General features: G+C 46.2%; 18 protein-coding genes and 2 pseudogenes. 8 read left to right on the top strand and 12 right to left on the bottom strand.

The window, feature by feature from the left end:
- The 3 genes and pseudogenes from I6E38_RS10345 to recQ all read right to left on the bottom strand — a co-directional run.
- The coding region (locus I6E38_RS10345) for a GLPGLI family protein (RefSeq protein WP_235393921.1) at nt 1-802 on the bottom strand (802 nt) is incomplete at its 3' end.
- 19 nt (nt 803-821) lie between these two features.
- A complete protein-coding gene (locus I6E38_RS10340) occupies nt 822-1607 on the bottom strand; it encodes an immunoglobulin-like domain-containing protein (protein ID WP_235393920.1) in 786 nt (261 codons plus the stop codon).
- Nucleotides 1608-2570: 963 nt separating this feature from the next.
- A pseudogene (gene recQ, locus I6E38_RS10335) lies at nt 2571-4415 on the bottom strand (DNA helicase RecQ); the annotation flags it as partial.
- A 125-nt stretch (nt 4416-4540) separates the two neighbouring features.
- On the opposite strand from recQ, the gene msrA reads away from it, so the two are divergent.
- Nucleotides 4541-5479 carry a peptide-methionine (S)-S-oxide reductase MsrA gene (gene msrA, locus I6E38_RS10330; protein WP_235393919.1) on the top strand — a complete coding sequence of 313 codons (939 nt, stop codon included), beginning with the start codon at nt 4541-4543 and terminating at the stop codon, nt 5477-5479.
- Here msrA and I6E38_RS10325 read toward each other — a convergent pair.
- A complete protein-coding gene (locus I6E38_RS10325; RefSeq protein WP_235393918.1) occupies nt 5466-6821 on the bottom strand; it encodes an MATE family efflux transporter in 1356 nt (451 codons plus the stop codon). The two genes, msrA and I6E38_RS10325, sit on opposite strands and share 14 nt — an antisense overlap.
- A 340-nt stretch (nt 6822-7161) precedes the next feature.
- Between I6E38_RS10325 and I6E38_RS10320 the strand changes: the two genes are divergently transcribed.
- Nucleotides 7162-7590, top strand: a complete 429-nt coding sequence (locus I6E38_RS10320) for an Hsp20/alpha crystallin family protein (protein ID WP_321978595.1) — start codon at nt 7162-7164, stop codon at nt 7588-7590.
- Between the two features lie 92 nt (nt 7591-7682).
- Here the strand turns inward: I6E38_RS10320 and I6E38_RS10315 are convergent, their stop codons facing one another.
- Complete coding sequence (locus I6E38_RS10315) at nt 7683-8897, bottom strand: glycoside hydrolase family 27 protein (RefSeq protein WP_235393916.1); 1215 nt, start codon at nt 8895-8897, stop codon at nt 7683-7685.
- A 112-nt stretch (nt 8898-9009) separates the two neighbouring features.
- Between I6E38_RS10315 and I6E38_RS10310 the strand changes: the two genes are divergently transcribed.
- Nucleotides 9010-9444, top strand: a complete 435-nt coding sequence (locus tag I6E38_RS10310) for a GNAT family N-acetyltransferase (protein ID WP_235393915.1) — start codon at nt 9010-9012, stop codon at nt 9442-9444.
- 31 nt (nt 9445-9475) lie between these two features.
- Here the strand turns inward: I6E38_RS10310 and I6E38_RS10305 are convergent, their stop codons facing one another.
- The 7 genes and pseudogenes from I6E38_RS10305 to I6E38_RS10275 form a co-directional block, all read right to left on the bottom strand.
- The gene (locus I6E38_RS10305; RefSeq protein ID WP_235393924.1) at nt 9476-10267 is read right to left on the bottom strand and encodes a DNA/RNA non-specific endonuclease; all 792 of its coding nucleotides are present in this window, start codon (nt 10265-10267) and stop codon (nt 9476-9478) included.
- A 105-nt stretch (nt 10268-10372) separates the two neighbouring features.
- Nucleotides 10373-11086, bottom strand: a pseudogene (locus I6E38_RS10300) (ABC transporter permease); the annotation flags it as partial.
- 6 nt (nt 11087-11092) lie between these two features.
- Nucleotides 11093-11716, bottom strand: a complete 624-nt coding sequence (locus I6E38_RS10295) for an ATP-binding cassette domain-containing protein (protein WP_235393914.1) — start codon at nt 11714-11716, stop codon at nt 11093-11095.
- Nucleotides 11717-11732: 16 nt separating this feature from the next.
- Complete coding sequence (locus I6E38_RS10290) at nt 11733-11945, bottom strand: helicase associated domain-containing protein (protein ID WP_235393913.1); 213 nt, start codon at nt 11943-11945, stop codon at nt 11733-11735.
- 127 nt (nt 11946-12072) lie between these two features.
- The gene (gene secA / locus I6E38_RS10285) at nt 12073-15462 is read right to left on the bottom strand and encodes a preprotein translocase subunit SecA (RefSeq protein ID WP_235393912.1); all 3390 of its coding nucleotides are present in this window, start codon (nt 15460-15462) and stop codon (nt 12073-12075) included.
- A gap of 136 nt (nt 15463-15598) precedes the next feature.
- Nucleotides 15599-16951: an alkaline phosphatase family protein gene (locus tag I6E38_RS10280; protein WP_235393911.1), complete on the bottom strand. Its 1353-nt coding sequence runs from the start codon at nt 16949-16951 to the stop codon at nt 15599-15601.
- A complete protein-coding gene (locus I6E38_RS10275; protein ID WP_235393910.1) occupies nt 16948-18192 on the bottom strand; it encodes an Lnb N-terminal periplasmic domain-containing protein in 1245 nt (414 codons plus the stop codon). The genes I6E38_RS10280 and I6E38_RS10275 overlap by 4 nt, the downstream gene beginning before the upstream one ends.
- 133 nt (nt 18193-18325) lie before the next feature.
- Between I6E38_RS10275 and bamG the strand changes: the two genes are divergently transcribed.
- The 5 genes from bamG (at nt 18326) to I6E38_RS10250 (ending at nt 24382) form a co-directional block, all read left to right on the top strand.
- Nucleotides 18326-19636, top strand: a complete 1311-nt coding sequence (gene bamG / locus I6E38_RS10270) for a BamG family beta-barrel-assembly machinery protein (protein WP_235393923.1) — start codon at nt 18326-18328, stop codon at nt 19634-19636.
- Between the two features lie 27 nt (nt 19637-19663).
- Nucleotides 19664-20311, top strand: coding sequence for an LptA/OstA family protein (locus I6E38_RS10265; protein WP_235393909.1), 648 nt, complete (start codon nt 19664-19666; stop codon nt 20309-20311).
- A 59-nt stretch (nt 20312-20370) separates the two neighbouring features.
- Nucleotides 20371-21609: a hemolysin family protein gene (locus tag I6E38_RS10260; protein ID WP_235393922.1), complete on the top strand. Its 1239-nt coding sequence runs from the start codon at nt 20371-20373 to the stop codon at nt 21607-21609.
- A gap of 147 nt (nt 21610-21756) precedes the next feature.
- On the top strand, nt 21757-23898 hold the full coding sequence (locus I6E38_RS10255) for a peptidylprolyl isomerase (protein WP_235393908.1): 2142 nt from the start codon (nt 21757-21759) through the stop codon (nt 23896-23898).
- A 160-nt stretch (nt 23899-24058) separates the two neighbouring features.
- Nucleotides 24059-24382 carry a hypothetical protein gene (locus I6E38_RS10250; protein WP_235393907.1) on the top strand — a complete coding sequence of 108 codons (324 nt, stop codon included), beginning with the start codon at nt 24059-24061 and terminating at the stop codon, nt 24380-24382.
- Nucleotides 24383-24425 lie beyond the last annotated feature (43 nt).

Raw genomic sequence — 24425 nt, 5'->3', positions numbered from 1 at the left:
TGTCCATTAAACATGCATTGAAAGTCCGTTGTGCCTTAGGCGGTTCACTATATCCACTGCCTTGCAAGCGGTTTGTAGTATTCCATTGGTCTTTCCAGTAATCTTCAAGCAGACGTTGCAACTTGGCAGGAGTTGAACGCAAGTAACGCTTGGGGTGAAAACTGATGGTTGCTGTTTGCCGCATTTGCTCTATTCCTGTGGCAACAAATGAAAATTCATGTCGGCTTTCAGAAGCAGCCAGTATGAGTCCTGGCAAACCACCTAACTTCCATGGACCGTTATCAAAAGGCAAATCCAACGAATACCATGCTGTCCAAGTGCGCCCACGGAACTGACAAACGGCTTTATGGCAGGGATAACCTATAATAATAGTGTCACCATCGGCAAGTTCCCAAGAAAACATCGGAATGGATTCCTCATAACAGAAGAAAAAGTCATTATGCAGGACATCCGTATAAGTGAGAGCGCCCCTCTGCGGAATATGCTTATAAACTTCATACTCGCGTCCTTTCTTAGAGCCAAACGTATTTGCCAAGAACTGCAAATAGCTCATAGGGTCGGTATTCACACTCTTCACAGAATCACGCTGATGCAGAAACTGCTCAAACCGTTGGCTATAAAACCGAGACGAATGTCTCCCTATATCCAACAGATTTATGTCATCATACGCTTCCTTTTGCTCCTGCGTGTGTTTATACAATGCACGATACTGCACACGCACACTTACCGTGTCCACCGCCTCTTGGGAATGGACGCATGAGGCAAATAAACAAAATGCCAATAAACTGAAGAGTATTTTCATAAGCAACAATCCTTTTTATTTACTTCAACTCAAAGGTTGCCATAAGCAGCACCTTATTGCCATCTATGTTGTCTTCATAGAAGAATCGATAGATGCCAGGCTTGTTTGGCAGAATATCGGGAAAAAGATGAGCAGTTATGGTGGCGCTTTGACCATCGCTTAAAACATGACCGATAGCCGTGAACGAGCAATCGGTGGGCACAACAAACCAATTGCCATCCGCTCCTTGGGCTGTGATGCTATATGCTTCGCCATACATGAATTCTTTACCACTATGGTTGGTTATAGTGAATTTGATTTCTGTACTACCCAAAGGATAGGAGGGACTCTCTGCCTTGATGGAAATACCATTATAAGAGCTTACTCCTGTTTTGTTATCTATGACAGGGTCGAGTTTGTCTCCAAACTTAATGACAGACGAGTTGTATATCTGATTACGAAACTCCTGTTGCTTCTCCTTGGTGTTCCAACGGAGTGAAACATCTATGGAGTTGTCTCCTATTCCAAATCCAACGACATTTCGCCAGGCTGAAGAATTGTCTGCAGACAAATACTTCCTTTCAAGTGTTCGCATAATTTGATTCAGTTCCTTTTGAGAAAATTTCCGCATCGAAGCCTTGCGATAAATTTTCTTCTTACCACCAGCGACCTTCTTCTTACCACCAGCGACTTTCTTTTTGCTAATAGTCGCTACCTTCTTTTGTTGAGTGGCAAATGTCAGTTTGCAAGCAGCAAAAGCTGATTGCATTGAAAGGATCATTGTAAATCCTAATATTATTGCATTGAGTTTTGTGTTCAATTTCATAGTTATCAGCAATAATAATTTAACATGTATAGAAAAATGAACTCTTATAGTATATTTCTTTTCTATGACGAAAAGTTCAATTTATTTTGCAAATATACTGTATTTTAGTTTATCCACAAAATGATGCTGCGACAAAAGTAAGCGTATCCGCGATGCTAGTATATATACATCAAAAAAATAAGCTGGTTCACTACAATTGGAATGAGCCCTTTACACAAATGTCACGCACCCTCAGACCATACGTAATGAGGATGCGTGACATTTGACGAACCTATTATGAAGAACCACTGTGCATAGTGCCAAAGGTAGTAGCTGTCATTCTTCTTGTGTCTTCTTCCATTGTAGGCGCGACTTTGGTACATCGGCAAAGCCAGCCATCTGTTCGTCGTACGCCTGTTGCTGTTCGGGTGTGAGCGATATTATGCCATGCTGTATTTCGTGCTGCCATCGGCGCAATGAACATTCATACTCGCCAGATGCCGAGAAAGGCATATGACCGTTCTGACTGACGAACTGCTTCAGTTTGCTGAGGGCATCGTCGAAAGAGACGCACACCAGCGAATGAACAGGGTTGCCATCGACATCATATTCTATTCTTCTTTTGATGCTTACCATTTCGTTATCTGCCGACACCTCCACATTGTACGCTGCCGTGACTATCTCTGCAAAACGTTTCACTACAGCATCGCGCTGAGGGGTGTCTTCGCTCACATATCGTGTCATGGGATAGTGGCTGTCGTGCCAAAGGTTGAAATATACGTCTTTGCTCAAATAGCCTATAGCGACACGCCACTTGAAGCACTCCATCAGCGTCGCACCGATATGATACTCCACTCCGTTGAAGGTGACATAATCCTTAGGCGACTTGCGGGGTTTCTTGGCCGAGGACTTTTGCTGACTGCCTGTAGCTGCTGGAGCTTCCAAGCTGTTCCACTCTTCGGTCTCGTCCGTCGAGAGACTCTCATACTGGCGTATTGCCTTGACAAAGGCTGTGCCGAATGTCTCCTGTTTATGAACACCCACTCCTGATACAGTACCAAAAGCAAGGAGCGTCACTGGCTTAACTATGGCAAGCTGATGCAGCGTGCGGTCGCCAAACACCACGTATGGCGGAACACCCCTCTCGGCAGCCAGTTGTGCACGCAGCTGACGTAGTGTCTCAAACAGCGCCATGTCTTCAGCCACCCCGTCTTGCACAAGTCCGGCATGCATAGACTCGCTAAGTTTCTGCTTCCTGCCCTTCACCGTGAAGTCCTCGCGATTCACAACAGCCAGTTGTGCTGTCTTGCGCCCGTAGAGCACATCCTCGCCCTGCGGCGTAACCTTCAGGTGCGAATTGTCCTTATAGTCTATCTCGATATAGCCCATGTGCAGCATTTGCAACAGATAGTCCTGCCAGTCCTTGAAAGCGACATCCCTGCCACAGCCATACGTCTTGAGCTGCTGATAGCCCTTCTGATATAGTTCATAACCGGACGAGCCTCGCAGAATGTCAATCAACAGTCTGAAACCCGTCTGCTGATGCGTACGTACAATACCCGAAAGAGCCTTCTGTACAAGTATGGTTCCGTCGAAACGCTGTGGAGGATTCTTGCAGACATCACAGTTGCAGCAGTCATGATCCATCGTCTCGCCGAAATAATTGAGCAAAATTCTTCTGCGGCAGACCTGACTCTCTGCATATTCCTGCATACGGTCCAGCTTCTCGTTGTTGACAGCCTGCTGCCCGCTGTCCTCGGCAAATTTACGCAGCATGATGATGTCGCCCACCTGATAGAACAGAACCGTCTCGCAAGGCAGTCCGTCGCGACCTCCACGACCTATCTCCTGATAATAGCTCTCTATGCTCTTCGGCAAGTTGTAGTGCACCACGTAGCGCACATTGCTCTTGTCGATACCCATGCCGAAAGCTATGGTAGCACACACTACATCTATATTGTCGTTGATGAATTCCTCCTGCACCTCATCACGCTCTCTGGGCAATAGTCCGGCATGATAAGCCTTGGCACGTACACCTTTCTCTTGCAGCTTCATGGCTACGGTCTCGGTGGTCTTTCGGCTCATACAGTATACAATGCCGCTCTCATTGCGATGGCGTGCAATGAGGGCAAGCAGAAAGCGCAGCTTATCCTGTGCCGAATATCCTCGGCGCACATCAAGCGAAAGGTTAGGACGGTCGAAGGAAGAAACAAAAATCTTTGGCTCGCCCGTCTCGTCTTTTTCCAGACGCAACTGCTGCACAATATCCTCCTTGGTTATTTTGTCGGCAGTAGCCGTAAAGGCTGCAATAGGCACACCTGGAAAGTATTCTTTCAGTCTGCCCAACTGCGTATATTCCGGACGGAAATCATGCCCCCATTGCGAGATGCAATGCGCCTCGTCTATAGCAAACATGCTAACCTTGAGCGATCCAGTAGGATTAACACCCGATGAATGATGCAACACGCCTGTTTCCATCTCGGCAAGCAAGCGCTCGGGCGAGACGTAAAGCAGTTTGTATTCGCCACGATAGGCTCGCTCAGCAATCTCACGATTCTCTGCCTCCGAAGCATTGCTATTCAGGGCCGCTGCCTCTATACCGTTGGCACGCAGAGTCTCCACCTGGTCTTTCATCAGCGAGATAAGAGGCGAAACAACTACTGCCGTTCCCTCCATCATCAAAGCCGGAATCTGAAAACATAGACTCTTGCCGCCACCCGTAGGCATCAGCACAAGACAGTCCTTGCCACTAAGAATATGGCGGATTATATCCTCCTGCAAAGGACGAAACTGATCGTAACCGAAGTATTTTTTAAGTGTTGATTGCATTGTTGTCATTCTTGCTAAATCATAATATGTGATACAAAGGTAAGGCTTTTATTGTAATAACAAAAGTTTTGCATACCTTTGCAACATCATTTAGCCAGACAACTCCAAAACAAATAATAAAATATATGAATCCTATTGACATTTCGCTCCGCATAGCCACAACTGCACATGCAGGACAAATAGACCGCGACGGTTATCCCGTCATACTCCATCCTCTTGCCGTGGGGCAGATGGGGCATACCGACGAGGAGAAGATAGCAGGGTTTCTGCACGATGTGGTTGAGGACACAAGCTACACTTTCAATGATTTGCTTGAAGAGGGCATTCCAACTGGCATAGTAAATGCCCTACGCCTGCTCACATACGACCATTCAACCGACTATTTCGAGTATGTGCAAAGAATCATTGACTCGGGAAATCCCATTGCTCTGCAGGTGAAGTACAACGACTTGCAGCACAACTTTGCACGAGGCAAGACGCACCCCGACCTTCAGGCAAAGCATGGCAGAGCATTGGAGATGGTGAAGGCTGCCATCGAAAGCTGCTCACAAGTCAGCCTGTATCATGCTCCTGCGGACGAGAATATCGAGGTAGGCATCTTTGCCTGCGGATGCTTTTGGGGCACGCAGCACCAATTTCAGAAACAGAATGGTGTGCTCAACACTCTTGTCGGCTACACCGGAGGCAAGGAGGAATTCCCCTCGTATGCCGATGTGCGCGACCATAAAACCAGCCATGTAGAGGCTGTGATAGTAGAGTTCAATCCGAATCTTGTATCATACGAGAACTTATGCAAACTGTTTTTCGAGATTCACGATCCGGCACAGACCGACGGTGTAGGTCCCGACATCGGTGCGCAATATCGCAGTTGCATATTCTATCGCAACGAATCGCAAAAGCAGACAGCCGAACACGTTATGCAAATACTCCGTGATATGGGCGATGAGGTGAACACCATGCTTCTGCCCGAAGAACCTTTCTACATTGGCGAAGCTTACCACCAGCGTTATTATGAGAAGACTGGTGGCGAGCCGTATTGCCATGTCAGAATCAAGAAGTTTTAATCATCATATAACCTATTATACTAACCATTGTCAGCAGCTCTGACACAGCCAAGGCAAGCCAGATGCCCGTATCGCCAAACGCAATAGGAAGGATGATGAAGCTTGGCACAAGCAACAAGAGTCCGCGCAGCAGGGCAAACACCATTGCCGAGCGCACACGCTCTATGCTTTGGAAATAGCCTATGAGCGTGAGGTTGACTATGAAGAACACAAACGCTGCAGCCATCAACGGAAATCCCTTGACGGCAAGCGGAAAGGCTGCTTCGCTGCGACTGATGAACAGCTCTACAAGCTCATAAGGGAAAACCATAAACGCCACACTTGCTGCAGCACCACATGCTACGGCTGCAAGCAGAGCCACACGCAATGTGGAATTAACTCGACGATCATCACCTGTACCGTAATTGAAACTAATAATCGGCTGTGCCGACTGTGCCACGGCGTTGCCTATCATGTAGACAAAGGGGGTGTAATAGCATGCTATGCCGAATGCACCTATACCAGGGTCGCCAAGATAAGAGCCGAACACGTAATTGCCGATGAGGGTAAGCACAGCCATCGTACATTCACCCATAAGGGCAGAGAGACCTATGGTGCATTGATAGCCAATGTTGCGCACGGAATAGAGCAGCGAACGACGGCTCCACTTCAGCCGGATAGGACGCAACTGGCGTGCTGCGAAAAGCATATACCACATAGCTATAATGCCTCCGATAGCCATACTCAAAGCCGAGGCTACTGCTGCTCCCCAAAGCCCCCATCCCATGAATACTATCATAAACCAGTCGAGGAAGATATTGGCTATTGCCGACACCACGTTGCACCACATGGCGAAGCGCGGACTGCCGTCAAGACGAATGACAAACAGCAGCAATGCCGCCCACACGCCGAACATCTCGCCAGGCATGAATCCCAGCAAGTACTCACGCACCAATGGCAGCAGGGCCTCGGACGAACCAAGCATCCTCGCTATTGCCGAGGGGAACAACATCACGGGGACTGTCATCGCCAAGATTACCATTGTGGCGAATATCCATGCCTGGGTGACATTGATGCGGGCAGCCTTGAACTTGTGCTGCGCCATATGGATGGATGCCACAACAGAGCATCCGGCTCCCATCATCAGCCCCAGTCCCGTCACCACCATCAGTATCGGCACACATATATTTATGGCTGCTATTCCGTCGGCACCAACGGCATGCCCTACGAATATTCCGTCTATGGCTGTCATTGCCGATATGCTGAGCATACCTAACAATGTAGGAAGAAAATAGCGCCCGAAAAGGCGCGGAATACTCAGCGTACTGAGGTCGATGGCGTCTTTTGTAAGTTTTTCTGACATAATATAAAAAAGTGTGATTACGTATTCGTAGGGAATTTCCCTATGCTAAAGAATGTATTTCTGCACAAAGATACTAAGAAAAATCAATACGTCTGACATTTTATCACAAGAACATGACAAAATTGATAAATATGTCATATCGGCCGATACATATAACGGTTGGCACATAAGTTGCGAAGTACATATTGAAAGCCGAAAGCAATAAAAGCTACAGGCAAAACGAGATTATTAACAAACAGAAATCCCGACCGAACCGCACTTGGCGAAGAGAGGACGAGAAAAATACAAATGGAGGTAATTCATTATGATGTTAGTTCGCAGGAATAACTATTCTAATTGGTTGAACGATTGGTTTGACAACTGTTTCTTCAATACTGAGGAAGTGCCTCAGACACGCACCACCACAGCCCCGGCTATCAATGTCAAGGAGACGTGTGATGAATATATAATGGAGGTTGCAGTTCCTGGACTTAAAAAGGAGTGGGTTCGCATCAACGTTACCAACGAGGGTCTGCTACATATGGCCATTGAGAACAAGATGGAGCACAAGGAGGAAGACAGAGAGTGCAATTGCCGTAAGGAAAGACACGAGCGCTACCTGCGCCGCGAGTTCACCTATGGCAACTACGAGCAAAGCTACACTCTGCCTGACGACGTGGAGCGCGACAAAATCTCGGCAAGCGTTGCCGATGGTATCCTTACTATCGTCATCCCGAAGACTACTCCGGAGCAGGAAGCTAAGGTGATGAAGAACATCGAAGTGAAATAACATTTCACCGTATTGAGGAATATATAGAAGGTTGGATTGTAATAAAAAAAGGTTGGCTGCGAGCAAAATACTTGCAACCAACCTTTTTTATGTTATTTCTTTACGACAAACACGCGTGTCTCGTGCGACATCACACGTCCCTTCCACTTGGAAGCGTTGCGAGCTATGTCCTTATGCTGCCACACATCTCGAATGGTATATTTGCCGGGAATGCCAAGATGGGCAAAGTCGGCTGTCAATGCCAGAGGCTTTTCAGACGTGTTGAGCAATGCTACGGCGTGAGAACCATCGGCAAGCTGGCGTACAAATATCTGATAGCTATCGGTCATCACCTTACGCTCGGCTGCCTTGCCAAGAGGGTCTTGGTTGATGGCGATAATCTCGGGATTGAGCAGTATACGGCGGTCGTCCTCCGACACCTTGCGCAGGTCGTTGGTCATAGCCAGAGGCGATGCCATCATACACCACATACTCATCTGGGTCTGATACTCGGTCTGGGTGCACCCTACTCCACCAAGGTCGCTCGACGGACCGCCCTTGCCTCTAAGACCTACAACGAGCATGTCCATGTCGGGCCATTGGCCTGGGCGTACATATCGGGCAAGCGGAGCCGTGACGTTCACTATGTCGAGAATGCCCATACCACCCTGTTTCACCACGTCCTTCCACATGTCGCGAACGTCGTAGGAGGTGCGCCATAGCTGACCGCCCACTTCCTCACACCACTCTTCGCATTGTCGCTGTCCCCACTCGCAGATGCCGAGCGCTATGTTACGGCCCGACTTCTGCAAGGCATTGGCCATTGTGCGATAGCGATGGCGTGCCGTAGCGCTGTCTTCAGGAGCATTGCAGTAGTCGTACTTCAGATAGTCGACACCCCAAGAAGCGAACGTACGTGCATCCTGCTCTTCAAATCCCAGACTTGCAGTCCATCCGCCACAGGTGAGCGGAGCGGCATCCGAATATATTCCGAGCTTCAGTCCCCTGGAATGCACATAGTCGGCAAGCGCCTTTATGCCATTGGGAAACTTTACGGGGTCGGGGATTATATTGTTGTGGCGGTCGCGTCCGCCCTGCCACAGGTCGTCGATAAAGATGTATTTGTAGCCGGCATCACGAAAACCGCCTTCCACCATAGCATCGGCAGTCTCACGTATGAGCTGTTCGTTGATGTTGCCTTGAAACAGATTCCATGTCATCCATCCCATTGGAGGAGTCGGAGTAAGCTGATTGCGCGGTGTGGTCTGTGCCGACGCAAAGAGAGACGACAGCAGCAAGGCTGAAGAAAGAAGTAGTGATTTTTTCATTTCTTTGATTGTTTTATTGCTTATAATAGTTTATATATGTGCAAAGATACACATAAATTTATGTATCTTTGCATAACAACTAATTTAAAACAATCATAAATCGTTAAAAAACATGCACGAACCGATTATTTTCGAAGCCACAGAAGCCAAGGCAGAGTATCTTGAAAGCATCAACATGCTGTTGCCGCAGCTATCGCAATCAGCCCAGCCCATGACCTTGGCAGCCCTGAACACTATCATAACATCACCCGACACCCATCTGCTGCTGTTGCAGCATGACGGAAGGATAGTGGGAATGTGCACGCTTGCCGTCTACTACGCCCCTACCGGCAGCAAGGCATGGATAGAGGACGTAGTGATAGACAACAGTATGCGTGGCAAGAAGCTGGGCAGACTGCTGATTGAACATGCCATAGCATCAGCACGCAGATATTCGCCTTGCACGCTGATGCTGACATCGCGCCCTGCACGTGTGGCTGCAAATGCCCTGTATCAATCAGTAGGATTTGAGCAGAAGACAACCAACGTGTACAAGCTGAAAGTCTAAAAAAGTCAATTATACGGGCTGAACCAAAAATCTATAAATCCCAATCGTCGGGATTGCACTCAGCCTCCACCTTCTTCTCTATATTGTCGGGAAGCGAGGGGAAGAAGTCGATGCCTGTGATGCGCTCCACCTCATCTACCGAGTTGGCATAGTCGCCCTTAGGACGATTGCCGTCGCCATTCTTATAGATGAAGCCGATGGCCTTAGGCTCGCCCTTCATACATAACACCACCTTGAAGAAGGCATTGGGAACAGCCACCTTATTAGCACCAATCGTCTTGGTCTTGCCTTTATAGAATATCGGTCCACAGACAATGTACAAATTGCCATATTGCTTGGCCCACTTGCGGCAGACTTGCTCCATTTCGTTCCAATCGCCACGATTAAGCGAAGGTGCTTGCGGACATATATTTGTGAAAAGAAACGATTCGTCCATTGCTACAGCACTCCACTTGTTGTCGCCAGCCGGACACATATGACCACGATCATAGCCCGAGCGTACATAGTCGAAGTTGACAGCATGTGGCTCCGGAACGTCCTCGTCCTCATGAAAAGCCGCCACATTACGCTTTGCTTCACCTGTCAGTCGGCTTGGCGTAAGATGCCATGCCACCCAGTTGGGCACACGACGGTCGCTGTTGTAGGATGCAGTATAGCCTGTACGACGTAGTATCTGTTCGGGCACCAACTTCAGACGGGCAGGAATCTCAAGGTTGGGGTTTTCTGCATTAGAATTTTCTTTCTTCTTACTAAAGTCGGCATCAGTCTCTTCTTTGTTTTGTGATAGCAGAACATTCTTGCTCTCCACCACCTTTGCGTCCATGCGCTTTACTATCTGATTGCATGAGCTAAGCGTAGCACAAATGCAAAACAATACAAGAACGGATTTCAATCGGTCGTAACCGTCAATAACATAACGTCTTGCTATTGTCAGCGAAACGACAGCTGCAAATACCGATGCTGCAAATACAGCCGTCATAAATAGTATCTGAATAGCAACCGCATCGAAAGCCGATGCCCCACACACTATCATTATCCACATAAATACAGGCGACACGCCAACGGCTACTCCTGCCATACGACGCAGACCAGGCACAAAAGATTTCTCCAATGCACGTTTCATAAGATAGTCGATTGCCTGAGAACGTGTAGCCCCATTACCTATGAGATAATAATACAGATGATTATGATGCTTCAGACCTGCATAATAAGTTGCCAAGGATTGAGCCATAGGGTCGACAATGCTTCCCGACAGCAATGCCAATACAGGCAACAAATAACGCGTACCGAAATCATCACCAATTGCGACATTGGCAAATAGCAATATTGCAGCAGCAAAAACAACTGCTACCAACATTCCTGCAAATACAGGCAACAGGAATAATGAAAGATTAAGCCGTGCCCTATAGACAACAACTACAACAGAGTACAGCATAAACACTAAAGCAGCCAACAAGCTAAGTGTCAGACTGTTGGTCTGCACAAGATAATATACTGCCACTCCAAGCACCCCTACTCGCAATGCCATACAGGAAAAAGCACGAAGCATGCGCGTCACCATATCTATATGATAGACGTAAGCCACACACAATGGAATTAATAGAAACAAGACTCCAAGAGCCAATCCTAATGTCGTAATCATCATTTATTATTGTTTGTTTTCTATATATTGTTTCTTGTTACATACAGCCATTACCATCGGGTCGGAAGTGGCTACAACTACCGCTACATCATCAAACAATGAGGAAGACAGATAATCGGCTATAAGTTTGCTTCCAGCCTCATCTTGTAATGACGTTGGATTGTCGAGCAAAGCTATCGGACGACCGTCCATAACTGTGACGGCAAGAGCTGCACGCTGGGCAGTAGATGCATCAAGTGAGGCAAATGATTTGCTCAAACATCCAGATTCCACACCAAGAAGTTGCAAATGACGTTCGGCTTCTTGTAATGAATACTTGCTGTCACCTTTCATTTTATCCTTTGCTACCTGTTCAACAGTTACACTTCCAAAGTCTATATTCTTAGGAAGATACGAAATATAACGTCGGAAACAAGTTGCTACAGAAGACAATACGGGTTCACCATCAATACATGCCCAACCACTGTCCATACGTCTCATACCAAGCATTGCCTGCAAAGTCATAGTCAAGCACTCTGCATCGGAAGACACAAGCGCCAAGCGATCGCCTGCACTTGAAATAAAGGACAAATCCGAAAACAACTGATTATCCTTGAACTTCATTGCGGCCTTATATAGTTCAATATTCATATTACCTATTCGTTAACTATTTGTCACGCATATCACTAAGTATTTGCAGCATATTCACCCTATACTCACTGAGTTTGCCAAGCTTTATACATTTCTTATTATACTTCCACCAATTAAGAAGACCACGGTTTTCAACCTTCTTCTTGTCCGGCAGATGCCCATGCGCCTGTATATATTCCTTCAACGCACTATAGTTGGCATTCCACTTTTCTTCATTTCTTGATGTCATAAGCATATATGAGTTTAACGATAAACACAAACGCGGATGCTTCAAAAATCCTTTCGTATTTTTGAAACACCCGCATTTATTATAATCATAAAGTGAAACATTATCACTTTATTCGAAAGAAACAAGTTTAAACAAGTCCCTTACCGTGGCAGTTCTTAAACTTCTTGCCACTGCCACAAGGACAAGGATCATTGCGTCCAGGCATCTTATCCTTAACCAACGGAGTGTGATTCTCGCTTACGTTCTCACGTGTGTCGTTATTAGCGGCAGCACGCTGCTCTTCGTTATCAAGATCAACCTTCTCCTCGGTATAGTTCTGACGCTGTGTGTGCTCCTCGGGAGCAGCCTCACGAACCTCTTCCTGTCTTTGCATTTCAGGAATCTGTCCGCGTGTGAGGATGCTGCAAATACGATTGTTCATATCGTTAACCATCGAGTCGAACAACTTGGCACTCTCAAGCTTGAAGATGAGCAACGGATCCTTCTGCTCGTAAGAAGCATTCTGCACACTGTGACGGAGTTCGTCAAGCAGACGCAGGTTCTCCTTCCATGCATCGTCAATTATGTGCAACATTATCACACGCTCAAACTGCTTCACAACGTCCTTTGCCTCAGTGCGATATGCCTCCTTGAGGTTGCAAGGAATATTGTATACACGCTTGCCGTCGGTGATAGGCACCATGATGCGCTCATAGATTGCACCCTGATTCTCCTCTACCTCCTTGATGATAGGCCAAGCAACACTCTCAATACGATCAGTCTTGCGCTTGAATGTAGCCATTGTGCTCTGGAAGGCGCGCTCCTCAAGGTCTTCACGCTTTGCATTGTCAAACTCTTCCTCGCTAAACGGACACTCCATAGCCAGAATCTTAAGGAACTGCTCGCGGCATCCCTCATAATCATTCTGCTCGATGATGGCAACTACACGATCCCAAATAACATTGGTGATATCCATACCGATGCGCTCGCCCATAAGAGCATGACGACGCTTTTCGTATATAACGGTACGCTGCTTGTTCATAACGTCGTCATACTCAAGCAAGTGCTTACGTATACCGAAGTTGTTCTCCTCAACCTTCTTCTGAGCACGCTCGATGCTCTTCGAAATCATCGGATTCTCAATACGGTCGCCCTCCTTAAATCCAAGACGGTCCATGAGGCTTGCAATACGCTCTGAAGCAAACAGACGCATAAGCTTATCCTCCAAAGACACATAGAATACTGAGCTACCCGGGTCGCCCTGACGACCGGCACGACCACGAAGCTGACGGTCTACACGGCGGCTCTCATGACGTTCTGTACCGATGATGGCAAGACCACCTGCTGCCTTTACCTCAGGTGTAAGCTTGATATCGGTACCACGACCTGCCATATTGGTGGCAATAGTAACAGCACCCAGCATACGCTCCTCGAAATGCTTTGTTCCGTCTTCGCCTACTATCTCAGCCATTCCCTTAGTACTGCGTCCAGCCTCAGCTACGATGTCAGCTTCCTTCTTATGAAGCTTGGCATTAAGCACCTGATGTGGAATCTTACGCATATTGAGCATCTTCGAGATAAGCTCAGAGATTTCAACTGAAGTAGTACCTACAAGAACAGGACGACCACTATTGCGCATCTCTACAATCTCATCGATTACAGCAGCATACTTTTCACGTGCTGTCTTGTATACACGGTCATCGAGGTCCTTGCGCAAGATAGGACGGTTGGTAGGAATCTCTACAACGTCAAGTTTATAGATATCCCAGAACTCGCCAGCCTCAGTAGAAGCAGTACCTGTCATACCAGAAAGTTTGTGGTACATACGGAAGTAATTCTGGAGTGTGATTGTTGCGAATGTCTGTGTTGCAGCCTCCACTCTAACGTGCTCCTTAGCCTCAACAGCCTGATGCAAGCCGTCGCTCCAACGACGACCCTCCATAATACGGCCAGTCTGCTCATCAACAATCTTCACCTCACCGTCCATAACGACATACTCGTCGTCCTTATTGAACATGGTGTATGCCTTAAGCAGCTGCTGAAGAGTGTGTACACGCTCCGACTGAACGGCGTAATGATTGAGCAAGTCGTCCTTCTTGTCAAGGCGCTGCTGATCGTCAAGATCTTTCTCGTTCTCAAGAGCCGACAGCTCCGAAGTGATGTCAGGAAGTACGAAGAGCTCCTTGTCCTGTACCTGGTTGGCAAGCCACTCAGTACCCTTATCTGTAAGGTCACAGCTGTTCAGCTTCTCATCAACTACAAAATAAAGAGGCTCAACACATTCCGGCATACGACGGTTGTTGTTCTCCATGTAATACTCCTCTGTCTTGAGCATACCCGCCTTGATACCTTCCTCTGAGAGGTATTTGATAAGCGGCTTGTTCTTTGGCAGAGCTTTATGTGAGCGATATAGAGCAAGGAAGCCCTCATCAAGTTTCTTCTGGTCGTTGGTCTTCTGACCTTCGGCTATAAGCTGCTTTGCCTCAGCAAGATACTGGGTAGCGAGCTTGCGCTGAACATCTACAATACGCTCTACAAGAGGCTGATACTCTTCAAACATCTGGTCATCGCCCTTGGCTACCGGACCAGAGATGATAAGCGGTGTACGTGCATCGTCAATAAGCACAGAGTCAACCTCATCGACAATAGCATAGTTATGCTTGCGCTGAACGAGGTCGGCTGGCGAAATTGCCATATTGTCACGCAGATAGTCGAAACCGAACTCATTGTTCGTACCGAATGTGATGTCTGCCATGTATGCCTTACGGCGCTCAGGCGAGTTAGGACGATGCTTGTCAATGCAGTCTACTGAAAGGCCGTTGAACATGTAGAGCGGGCCCATCCATTCAGAGTCACGCTTGGCAAGATAATCGTTGACAGTTACGACATGTACGCCATTGCCCGTGAGGGCATTAAGGAATACGGGGAGCGTAGCCACAAGGGTCTTACCCTCACCTGTTGCCATCTCGGCAATCTTACCTTGATGCAACACGATACCACCGAACACCTGTACATCATAATGTACCATTTCCCATTTGAGGTCGTTGCCACCAGCTGTCCAATGGTTGTGATAGATGGCATTGTCGCCATCAATCGTTATAAAGTCATTCTTGGGGTCAGCAGCGAGTTCACGGTCGAAATCAGTAGCAGTTACTACAGTCTCCTCATTTTCCGCAAAACGACGCGCTGTATCCTTTACAATAGAAAAAGCAACAGGCATAACCTCGTCAAGTGCCTTCTCATAGATTTCCAGGACTTCCTTCTCAAGCTTGTCAATGGCATTGAATATGCTCTCGCGCTCATCAATAGGAGTCTCCTCAATCTTGGCCTTCAGCTCGGCAATCTTTGCCTTTTGCTCGTTGGCTGAATCCTGAACGTACTTCTGCAATTGTTTTGTACGTGCACGCAGTTCATCATTGCTCAAAGCTTTTATCTCGGGATAAGCAGCCTTAACTTTTTCTACAAGGGGCTGTATCAGCTTCATGTCCTTTGACGACTTGTTGCCGAACAATGATTGTAATAATTTGTTGAAATTCATTTTATATTTTGCTTTTATTTTATGCTTGTTACGAATATTGGGTGTAAAATTACAAAAAAAAATCCGAACAGCACCATTATAATAGCGATTAACGCCAACAAGGTGCTATTTTACCACTACAGAAGCCATAAACAGGCTACTGCAACGGCTCAGACGAACAAGCATTCGGAGCGCGTATACGTATAGCCTTAGCTACGGTTGGAGCTATTCGATCCACCGTGGCACGGGTTGTAACACGCCCTGGCTTTACTCCTGCACCATACATAATTATAGGGAACGGGATGAAAGCCGCACGCGAGAAATAGTTTTCGTGATTGTCTTCGTTGAGTATACGCCATCCTGGAGCGGTCTCGATGACGAGATCGCCACTCACAGACGGATTGTACGGACTGGTTGCAACGTTACGCACACCAGCAGTTTGTACAAGCAATTCTTTCGACCGCGTTATCACGTCAGTAAAACTGATGTGACGCTGCTCTATAAGCTTTCGGTCAAGATAGATCTGGTTATGGAAACAAGTTTCAACGTATTTTGCCTGTCCATAGATGGCACCAAGATACATGTTAAGCAAGTTGGCAGTACGATTTATGTAGAACGTACCTGACGGAATACGAAACCGCTGATAATCGACTGGTTGCTCATCAACATAACCTGTACTGGTAAGCACAAACATAACCTTGTCGCTGCCAACTTTGTCTTCAATACGCTTTATAAGCGAAGCAATGGTCTGGTCAAGTTTAACATAAATGACCTCCATTTCCGACTGCCACATAGTGGGTTCTGTGCCCTTTGCCGAAAGCGTAACCGATAGCATATCAGTTATGTGATCGCGTCCCATTCCCATTTTATTGACACAAGTCACTGACAGGTCGGCAACAGCATCATTATCGCCTGTCACACGTTTAGAGGTCGCATTATTAAAGGTTCTTACAAGCGACTGGGCTCCTTTGGAGTAATATTCTGACGTGGTCCACTGTCCCGTTACATCATTCACCCAAAATGCTCCGTCTGCCGCATGACCAGCCGACAGAACTGCTGCATCCTTAACAGGAGCTACAGAATAAACTATAGCCGCACCCTTTGTCGATATCTTCAACTCATCAGCAACAGTCGACGTTGACATGTTTTGTGGAGAAGTACCAAATTCAGCATCATCAGTACAGAAAACAGGACGTAATGTATTACGGTCAAGCCACTGTGTTGCTACAATATTGTTATAATGCGGTGTTGTGCCTGTCGCTATCGACGCAATGGCCGAAGCTCGGTCTACCGGTGCGAAAGGATAGCTCGCTGCCTCATACACACGACCATGTTCGAGCAATTTGCGAAAACCGCCATTACCATAAAGTGGTGCAAAATGCTCGATATAGTCGGTACGCAATTGGTCAACAGTTATATTAACGACAAGACGCGGCGCAGGCTGCAAAGTCTGCGCTTGCATATCCGCTCCTGACAATACCGCCAAAAACAATATAGTGGATAATTTCATCTTGTTTTTTTATATATAAATATTTTTGATATGTTTCTAATAAGCAAAGATAATGCCAAAACAAGCATTCCTTCGGCATAAGTTTGCAACAGACCTCCTACAACGAACAGGATTATGCATACTGTCCAAAGTTTCAACCACACATGTACACGTCCGTTTCGCAGGTTCTTGACAACAGGCACCAACGCTATAAGGTTGACAGGATTAAGCAATAAGATTTGCAGATTTAATTTCACTGTAGGATGTTGCGAGAACACCATTGCCAAAAGTATCAGACCGCAAAGCCCAGTCAGAGACATAATGACAACATCAAGAACCCAAAAATTTGATTTCAACACACGCTCTACACATGTGAGAACTACTACTGTCAGTGCAATCAACGCCATACAAGCCATTGGCGACAAAGGAAATGAATCAGCCCCCACCCCACGTGTACGCTCAATTACCCACGACTCACTGTCAATAAGTTTTCGCCGTGTACCATCGTTCGAAACGATTTGCGCATCGGAAAAGTCATGGCACAAATTCTCAGGCAGAAACTGCTGCTCGCTGCGATTGGTTTCCGAGTCGGCCTTTACACCAAGCAACAGGTCATTACCGAAACGAGCCCAACGATGGGTCGTATTGTAACGATGAATTAACTTACGAAAGGAAAGGCTTGCGTCTACCTGCCCTTCATATTCCACCATACCGTCAATATGCCCTACAATCATATCACGAGCACGTGTAGTACAGTTGTCGTAAAAATAATTATATCGGTATACACGATTTTCAGGTCGGTAATTTTCGTCAATAGCTGCTGCTATAACAGCCTTCTCATGTGCTGTAAGATTAAGCTTTTGCTGACGTATTCCACATCCTGTAGGAGCATAATGCGAAACAAAATCATCGAAATATTCAATTCCCATCTCATAATCGGTCAGTCCAAAAACAAACCTAAGTACGAAAAATGGCTTTCCGAAAGAGAACATACCGTAGTTGACAGCAAGATCCTCTCCACGAGTAATATTTCTATATCTTATTGCAGTATGTCCATACAGACTATACACATTAGGACGCGGGCCGCATGTAAGCAGACTAATCTCTATAGAGTCGGCCTCAGCAGTCGCGTTCACATCGTTTGCATACGCATTATTACTATGCGCAAGAAACATAAAAATAGCCAAGATGGCAATTGTTAAATGTCTTTTAAAGCGTTTCACGATGCAAAAATAACTTATATTTCTCACACTTCGTGCCATTATCTCGTTTTTTTTCGATAAATTTGCAGCCAATTATTCATAATTAGGATAAATGCACAAGATTGCTCTATTATATATAATGTGTAGCAGTTGGAGCTAAATTGATCTATAAAAATTAAGAAATTTCAGAATGATGAAACAAATACTCATGACTGTTTCCATGGTGACATTGTCCATGGCTGCCTCTGCACAGAGTGGTACAAACTCTCCTTACAGCCAATACGGCTTGGGCACATTAGGCGAACAGGCAAGCGGATTTAATCGCGGAATGAACGGATTAGGTCTTGGATTTCATGAACACAACCAGATAAACACACTCAACCCGGCATCATACGCCTCTATCGACTCGTTGTCGTTCATTTTCGACGCTGGCATTTCCGGACAGATAACCAACTATAAGGAAGGCGGAAGAAAAATCAACGCAAACAACGCCAACTTTGAATATGTTGTAGCTGGTTTCCGTCTGGCTAAGCACCTCGGTATAAGTTTCGGTATTCTTCCCTATTCTAATATAGGATACAACTATTACAATACAGAAAAGGTTGGCAATTCGTCAAACGAGACATCCACAACATCATACGTCAACACTTACAATGGCAGTGGTGGTCTTCATCAGGCATACCTCGGTATGGGATGGATGCCTATAAAGGGATTGGCAATAGGCTTCAACGCTTCATACCTATGGGGCAATTACACACGTTCTGTTGTCAATTCATACACCGACAGCTATGTCAACACTCTTTCGCGCTACTATACAGCCACAGTAAATAGCTACAAGCTTGACTTCGGTATTCAATACACACAGAAACTTTCAAAGAAAGACGAGCTGACTCTTGGTTTAACATATAGTCTCGGCCATAAATTAGGGGCAGACCCAGTGTGCCAGGTCATTTCAAACAACGCGCAAACAGGTGTTGCTGATACTGCAACATACAGCAACAACGCCAAGAACAGCCTCGAACTGCCAACCACATATAGCGCGGGTATTATGTGGAACCATGCTGGCAGCTGGAAAATCGGTGCCGACTATCAGTTGCAGAAATGGTCGTCGACCGTATATCCACAGTTTGTGAACAAAGACGGAGTGACCGACTATGTTACGACAAAGGGTATGTTTGCCGACCGTCATAAGTTCACATTTGGCGGCGAGTTCTGTCCGCAAGAGAACAGCCGCAAGTTCTTCAAGCGCGTACACTACCGTCTGGGCGCATCATATGCGACAAACTATCTGAAGATAAACGGTGCCGACGGTCCAAAGGAATACAGTGTAAGCGCAGGCTTCGGAATTCCTGTAGTCAATGGCTACAACAACCGTTCGTTGCTGAACATATCGGCACAGTGGGTGCGCCAGGACAGCAAGACAATGATTACAGAAAATTCCTTCCGCATAAATATCGGACTTACCTTCAACGAACGTTGGTTTGCCAAGTGGAAGATGGAATAAAATAATTGCAACATTGCAAAAACTCGGATGAAAAACAGTCACATCATAGTATTAGCTCTTGTCATGTCTGTCATTTTCGGGGCATGCCAAGAGCAAAAGGAGCATACGGCAGGTGCCATACGCGACCGCGACTCTGTGTCGATGATGGTCAGCTATGGCGTCAACACACTTATATCCGACTCTGGCGTAATAAAATACCGCATTGTGACCGAACGATGGGAGGTGAACACCGTACGCAATCCGTCACGTTGGATTTTTGAGAAAGGACTTTTCTTTGAGCAATTTGACGAGAAGTTCCACGTACAATCATACATCCAATGCGATACGGCATACTATTATGACCAAAAACGGCTCTGGGAACTACGCAACCGTGTAAGCGTGCTTACAAAAGACGGTGTGAAATTCACAAGCCAACAACTATTTTGGGACGAGAACAAACATGAATTATACTCCAATGTATATTCAAAACTCGTAACACCCGAACGTACCCTCGAAGGCGCTTACTTCAGAAGCGACGAACGTATGACCAAATATTATGTGTCTAACAGCCGTGGATCGTTCGAAAAGACTGACATTGCAGGCAGTGGCGACACTATCACCACAGCACCCGACACAGTGAAGGCCAACATACGCCAGCAGGCAAAGCCAATACGCCGCATGCAGCCAAACCAGTAAAACTTATTTAAAATACAGTGGAAACAGACATTCCTTTATTAGCAAGTATAGCAGTGACAATGGTGTTGTCAGCGTTTTTCTCAGGCATGGAGATTGCTTTCGTGTCAAGCAATCGTATGCTTGCAGAAATGGACCGCCAAGGCAACCGACTTACAAAAAAAATAATATCCAAATTCTATAGTCATCCCAACGGATTTGTAAGCACAATGCTTGTGGGCAACAACATTGTGCTCGTTGTGTATGGCATCTTGTTTGCAAGCCTGTTTGACAACACGCTGTTCAAGGATCTTGACGACGGAGTAAGAGTGACAGCTGACACCATTCTGTCAACTCTTGTCATATTGTTCACCGGCGAATTCATGCCGAAAATCCTATTTAAGAACAACGCAAACCGTCTATTGTCGGTGTTTGCCATCCCAGCATACGTCTTCTATGTACTGTTATGGCCAATAAGCAAGTTTGCAACCTTTCTGGCAAAAATATTTTTGCGTTCAGTAGGCATACGTATGGAAACAGAGACCGACGACGAGGGATTCTCAAAAGTCGACCTCGACTATCTTGTACAATCAAGCATTGAAAACGCGCAAAACGAAGACGAAATCAATGACGAAGTGAAGATATTCCAGAATGCGCTTGATTTCTCCGACTGCAAAGTACGCGATTGCATGGTGCCACGCACAGAAATCAATGCTGTCGACGTGAACGATTGCTCTACCGAAAAACTTATGCAGAAATTTATCGAAAGCGGCAACTCCAAAATCATTGTCTACGAGGACGACATCGACCATATTGTAGGCTACATTCACAGTTCAGAAATGTTCCACAACCGCGACAAGTGGCGTGAATGTATTTGCAACATGCCTTTTGTGCCTGAAACTATGGCAGCACAGAAACTGATGCATATATTCCTGCAACAGAAGAAGAGCCTTGGAGTGGTTGTTGACGAGTTTGGCGGCACAAGTGGCATCGTGTCGCTCGAAGATATTGTAGAAGAAATATTCGGCGATATTGAAGACGAGCATGACAACGACAAGTATATAGCCAAACAGATTGGCGATCAGGAATACATTCTTTCGGCACGTCTTGAGATAGATAAAGTCAACGACCTTTTCGGCATCGGACTACCTGAGAGCGACGAATACATGACAGTTGGAGGATACATATTGCATGAATACCAGAGTTTCCCGAAACTCAACGAAATCGTCAATATAGGCCCCTACGAATTCCGTATCATCAAGAGCACAATGACTAAAATAGAATTAGTAAGGCTAAAAGTACACGACAAAACCAATTTTTAGGGTCAAACGTGCTAAAGTTTGGTAATAAATTAGTATTTTTGTACGCCTTTTGAAAAACATAGCCTTTTACAAGGCTTGTTATAGGCATATGAAAACCTGTCTATCATAAAAACGGAAATAAAAAAAATAAATAATAAACAATTAAAAATGGCAGCATTAGGAAAAATCAGAAGCAAGGGAGTCCTGCTGATATGTATTATCAGTTTGGGCCTTTTTGCATTTATTGCCGAGGAGGCATTCCGTTCTTGCGAGTCGACAAACAATGAACACCGACAGCAAGTAGGAGAAGTTTTAGGAGAGAAAATCAATGTTACTGATTTTCAGAAGATGGTTGACGAGTACACTGAGGTCATCAAGATGCAGCAGGGTCAGGACAACCTTAACGAAGACCAGCTCAATCAGGTTAAGGACATGGTTTGGAACACATATGTACAGACCAAGCTTGTTGAGAATGAAGCCAAGCGTTTAGGACTTGCTGTAACAGACAGTGAGCTGCAGAACGTGCTGACAGAGGGTACAAACCCAATGCTTGCTCAGACTCCTTTCTACAACCAGCAGACAGGACGTTTTGACGCAAACTCACTCAAGAAATTCCTCGCCGAGTACAAGGCTCAGAGCCAAGCCAACCCTCAGATTGCAAAGCAGTATGAGAGCGTTTACAAGTACTGGACATTCATTGAGAAGACTCTGCGTCAGCAGCTTCTCGCCCAGAAGTTCCAGGGTCTGTTCGCTCATTGCTTCCTCTCAAACAAGGTTGAGGCTCAGAAGGCATTCAACGAGCAGAACGAGGAGAGCCAGATTCAGCTTGCTTCTCTCGCCTACACAAGCATCGACGACAACAAGGTACAGCTTTCTGACGCCGACCTCAAGGCTAAGTACAACGAGATGAAGCCACGCTTCAAGCAGTTTGTTGAGAGCCGCGACATCAAGTATATCGACATTCAGGTTAAGGCTTCTGCATCTGACGTTGCTGCTCTTCAGAAGGAGTTTGCAGCTTACGACAAGGATCTTGCAGCTGCAGCCGACCCGTCGGATGTAGTACGCAAGAGCACATCATTGGTCAACTATCTTGGTGTACCTGTGACAAAGGAAGCTTTCCCGTACGACATCGCACAGCACCTTGACTCTATGGCTGTTGGTTCTACAAGCAAGGTTCTTGAGAACAAGGCTGACAACACACTCAACATCATCAAGCTCATTGCCAAGCAGCAGTTGCCCGACTCTATCCAGTTCCGTCAGATTCAGGTTGTTGGTGCTACAACTGAGGAGGCTACAAAGCGTGCCGACTCTATCTACACAGCTCTTAAGGCTGGTGCCGACTTCGAGGCTCTCGCCAAGAAGTATGGTCAGACTGGCGAGAAGGCTTGGATGACAACACGTCAGTATCAGAGCGCTCCTTCGCTCGACAAGAATACTAAGGACTACATCATGGCTCTCAACACCATGTCAGTAGGCGAAATAAAGAACATGCCTCTCTCTCAGGGCAACCTCATCGTTCAGGTGGCTGACCGTAAGGCTATGACTACAAAGTATACTGCAGCTGTTGTCAAGAAGAACATCACATTCTCTAAGGACACTTACTCAGCAGCTTACAACAAGTTCAGCTCATTCGTTAGCGCTAACCTCACAGCCGAGGACATTATCAAGAACGCAGCCAAGTCTGGCTATACCGTTCAGGAGCGTAAGGACGTAACTACAGCCGAGCACAATCTTGCTGGCGTACGCAGCACACGCGAGGCTATGCGTTGGTTGTTCGATGCCAAGAAGGGCAATGTATCGCCTCTCTACGAGTGCGGCGACAACGACCACCTGCTCATCGTAGTTCTTGACAACATCAATGAGGTAGGCTACCGTTCATTGGACGACGCTCAGGTTAAGGAGATTGTCAAGGCAGAGGCTATGAAGGACAAGAAGGCTGAGATGCTCATTGCCAAGCTTAATGGCGTTAACAGCATTGCTGCTGCTAAGGGCAAGGGTGCCAACGTTTCGGCTGTAAACCAGGTGACATTCGCTGCTCCTGTATTCGTTTCGGCTACTGGCGCAAGCGAGCCTGCACTGAGCGGTGCTGTTGCAGCTACTGCTAAGGGCAAGTTCTCTAAGGCTCCTGTTAAGGGCAACGCTGGTGTTTACGTATTCCAGGTTACTGGCAAGACAAAGCGTCCTGGCAAGTTCGACGCTGCTACTGAGATGCAGAAGCTTCGTCAGAAGGAAATGCAGGCAGCTGGTAACTTCATGAACGAGCTTTACATCAAGGCCAACGTAGTTGACAACCGCTACCTCTTCTTCTAAAAAAAGAGAAACAATAAAACCAATAATTATTATATCTGAAAGGTCTGAAGGCTTTTGCTTTCAGACCTTTTTTATACAAAAGATATCATATATGTCATATATCACAAAATCACAAATACATAACTTGCCATTTCTACCCAATCTGTTTTTCACATTTTGTATGGCAATCATCATGATTGCCGGTGGCAATAACTGTCGTGCGCAGGAAAATGAACGATTCATACTGGTAAAAAGTATGTCGGAAATCAAGGATGGGGATACTGTTATCATTGCAAATGATATGATGCGCGCCAATCAAGGATACCCAGCAATGGGTTCCGGATTAAATAAAAACAACCAAATCAACGTCTGTAAAATCGATATAGATGGAGAAATTGCAACTGTATCGTCATACGTAGATAGAATTAAATTGGAACAAGTAGAAAGCGGTAAGAATACTTTTTGGCGGTTATTTGGGTCACCAGTAAAACCCTGTGTTGAATAGTTAACAGGATTTGCTTTATTCTCGTTAGAATTAGTTATCTTTG

The organism is Leyella stercorea (assembly GCF_021531355.1).
Lineage (GTDB): Bacteria > Bacteroidota > Bacteroidia > Bacteroidales > Bacteroidaceae > Prevotella.
This window is presented reverse-complemented; position numbering and strand designations above follow the sequence as displayed.

What these genes read in the sequence shown, in the direction of transcription:
- I6E38_RS10340 (WP_235393920.1), bottom strand. Translation starts at nt 1,607, where the DNA reads ATGAAATTGAACACAAAACTCAATGCAATAATATTAGGATTTACAATG.
- msrA (WP_235393919.1), top strand. Translation starts at nt 4,541, where the DNA reads ATGAATCCTATTGACATTTCGCTCCGCATAGCCACAACTGCACATGCA.
- I6E38_RS10325 (WP_235393918.1), bottom strand. Translation starts at nt 6,821, where the DNA reads ATGTCAGAAAAACTTACAAAAGACGCCATCGACCTCAGTACGCTGAGT.
- I6E38_RS10315 (WP_235393916.1), bottom strand. Translation starts at nt 8,897, where the DNA reads ATGAAAAAATCACTACTTCTTTCTTCAGCCTTGCTGCTGTCGTCTCTC.
- I6E38_RS10310 (WP_235393915.1), top strand. Translation starts at nt 9,010, where the DNA reads ATGCACGAACCGATTATTTTCGAAGCCACAGAAGCCAAGGCAGAGTAT.
- I6E38_RS10305 (WP_235393924.1), bottom strand. Translation starts at nt 10,267, where the DNA reads ATGGACGCAAAGGTGGTGGAGAGCAAGAATGTTCTGCTATCACAAAAC.
- I6E38_RS10295 (WP_235393914.1), bottom strand. Translation starts at nt 11,716, where the DNA reads ATGAATATTGAACTATATAAGGCCGCAATGAAGTTCAAGGATAATCAG.
- I6E38_RS10290 (WP_235393913.1), bottom strand. Translation starts at nt 11,945, where the DNA reads ATGACATCAAGAAATGAAGAAAAGTGGAATGCCAACTATAGTGCGTTG.
- secA (WP_235393912.1), bottom strand. Translation starts at nt 15,462, where the DNA reads ATGAATTTCAACAAATTATTACAATCATTGTTCGGCAACAAGTCGTCA.
- I6E38_RS10280 (WP_235393911.1), bottom strand. Translation starts at nt 16,951, where the DNA reads ATGAAATTATCCACTATATTGTTTTTGGCGGTATTGTCAGGAGCGGAT.
- I6E38_RS10275 (WP_235393910.1), bottom strand. Translation starts at nt 18,192, where the DNA reads ATGGCACGAAGTGTGAGAAATATAAGTTATTTTTGCATCGTGAAACGC.
- bamG (WP_235393923.1), top strand. Translation starts at nt 18,326, where the DNA reads ATGAAACAAATACTCATGACTGTTTCCATGGTGACATTGTCCATGGCT.
- I6E38_RS10265 (WP_235393909.1), top strand. Translation starts at nt 19,664, where the DNA reads ATGAAAAACAGTCACATCATAGTATTAGCTCTTGTCATGTCTGTCATT.
- I6E38_RS10260 (WP_235393922.1), top strand. Translation starts at nt 20,371, where the DNA reads ATGGTGTTGTCAGCGTTTTTCTCAGGCATGGAGATTGCTTTCGTGTCA.
- I6E38_RS10255 (WP_235393908.1), top strand. Translation starts at nt 21,757, where the DNA reads ATGGCAGCATTAGGAAAAATCAGAAGCAAGGGAGTCCTGCTGATATGT.
- I6E38_RS10250 (WP_235393907.1), top strand. Translation starts at nt 24,059, where the DNA reads ATGGCAATCATCATGATTGCCGGTGGCAATAACTGTCGTGCGCAGGAA.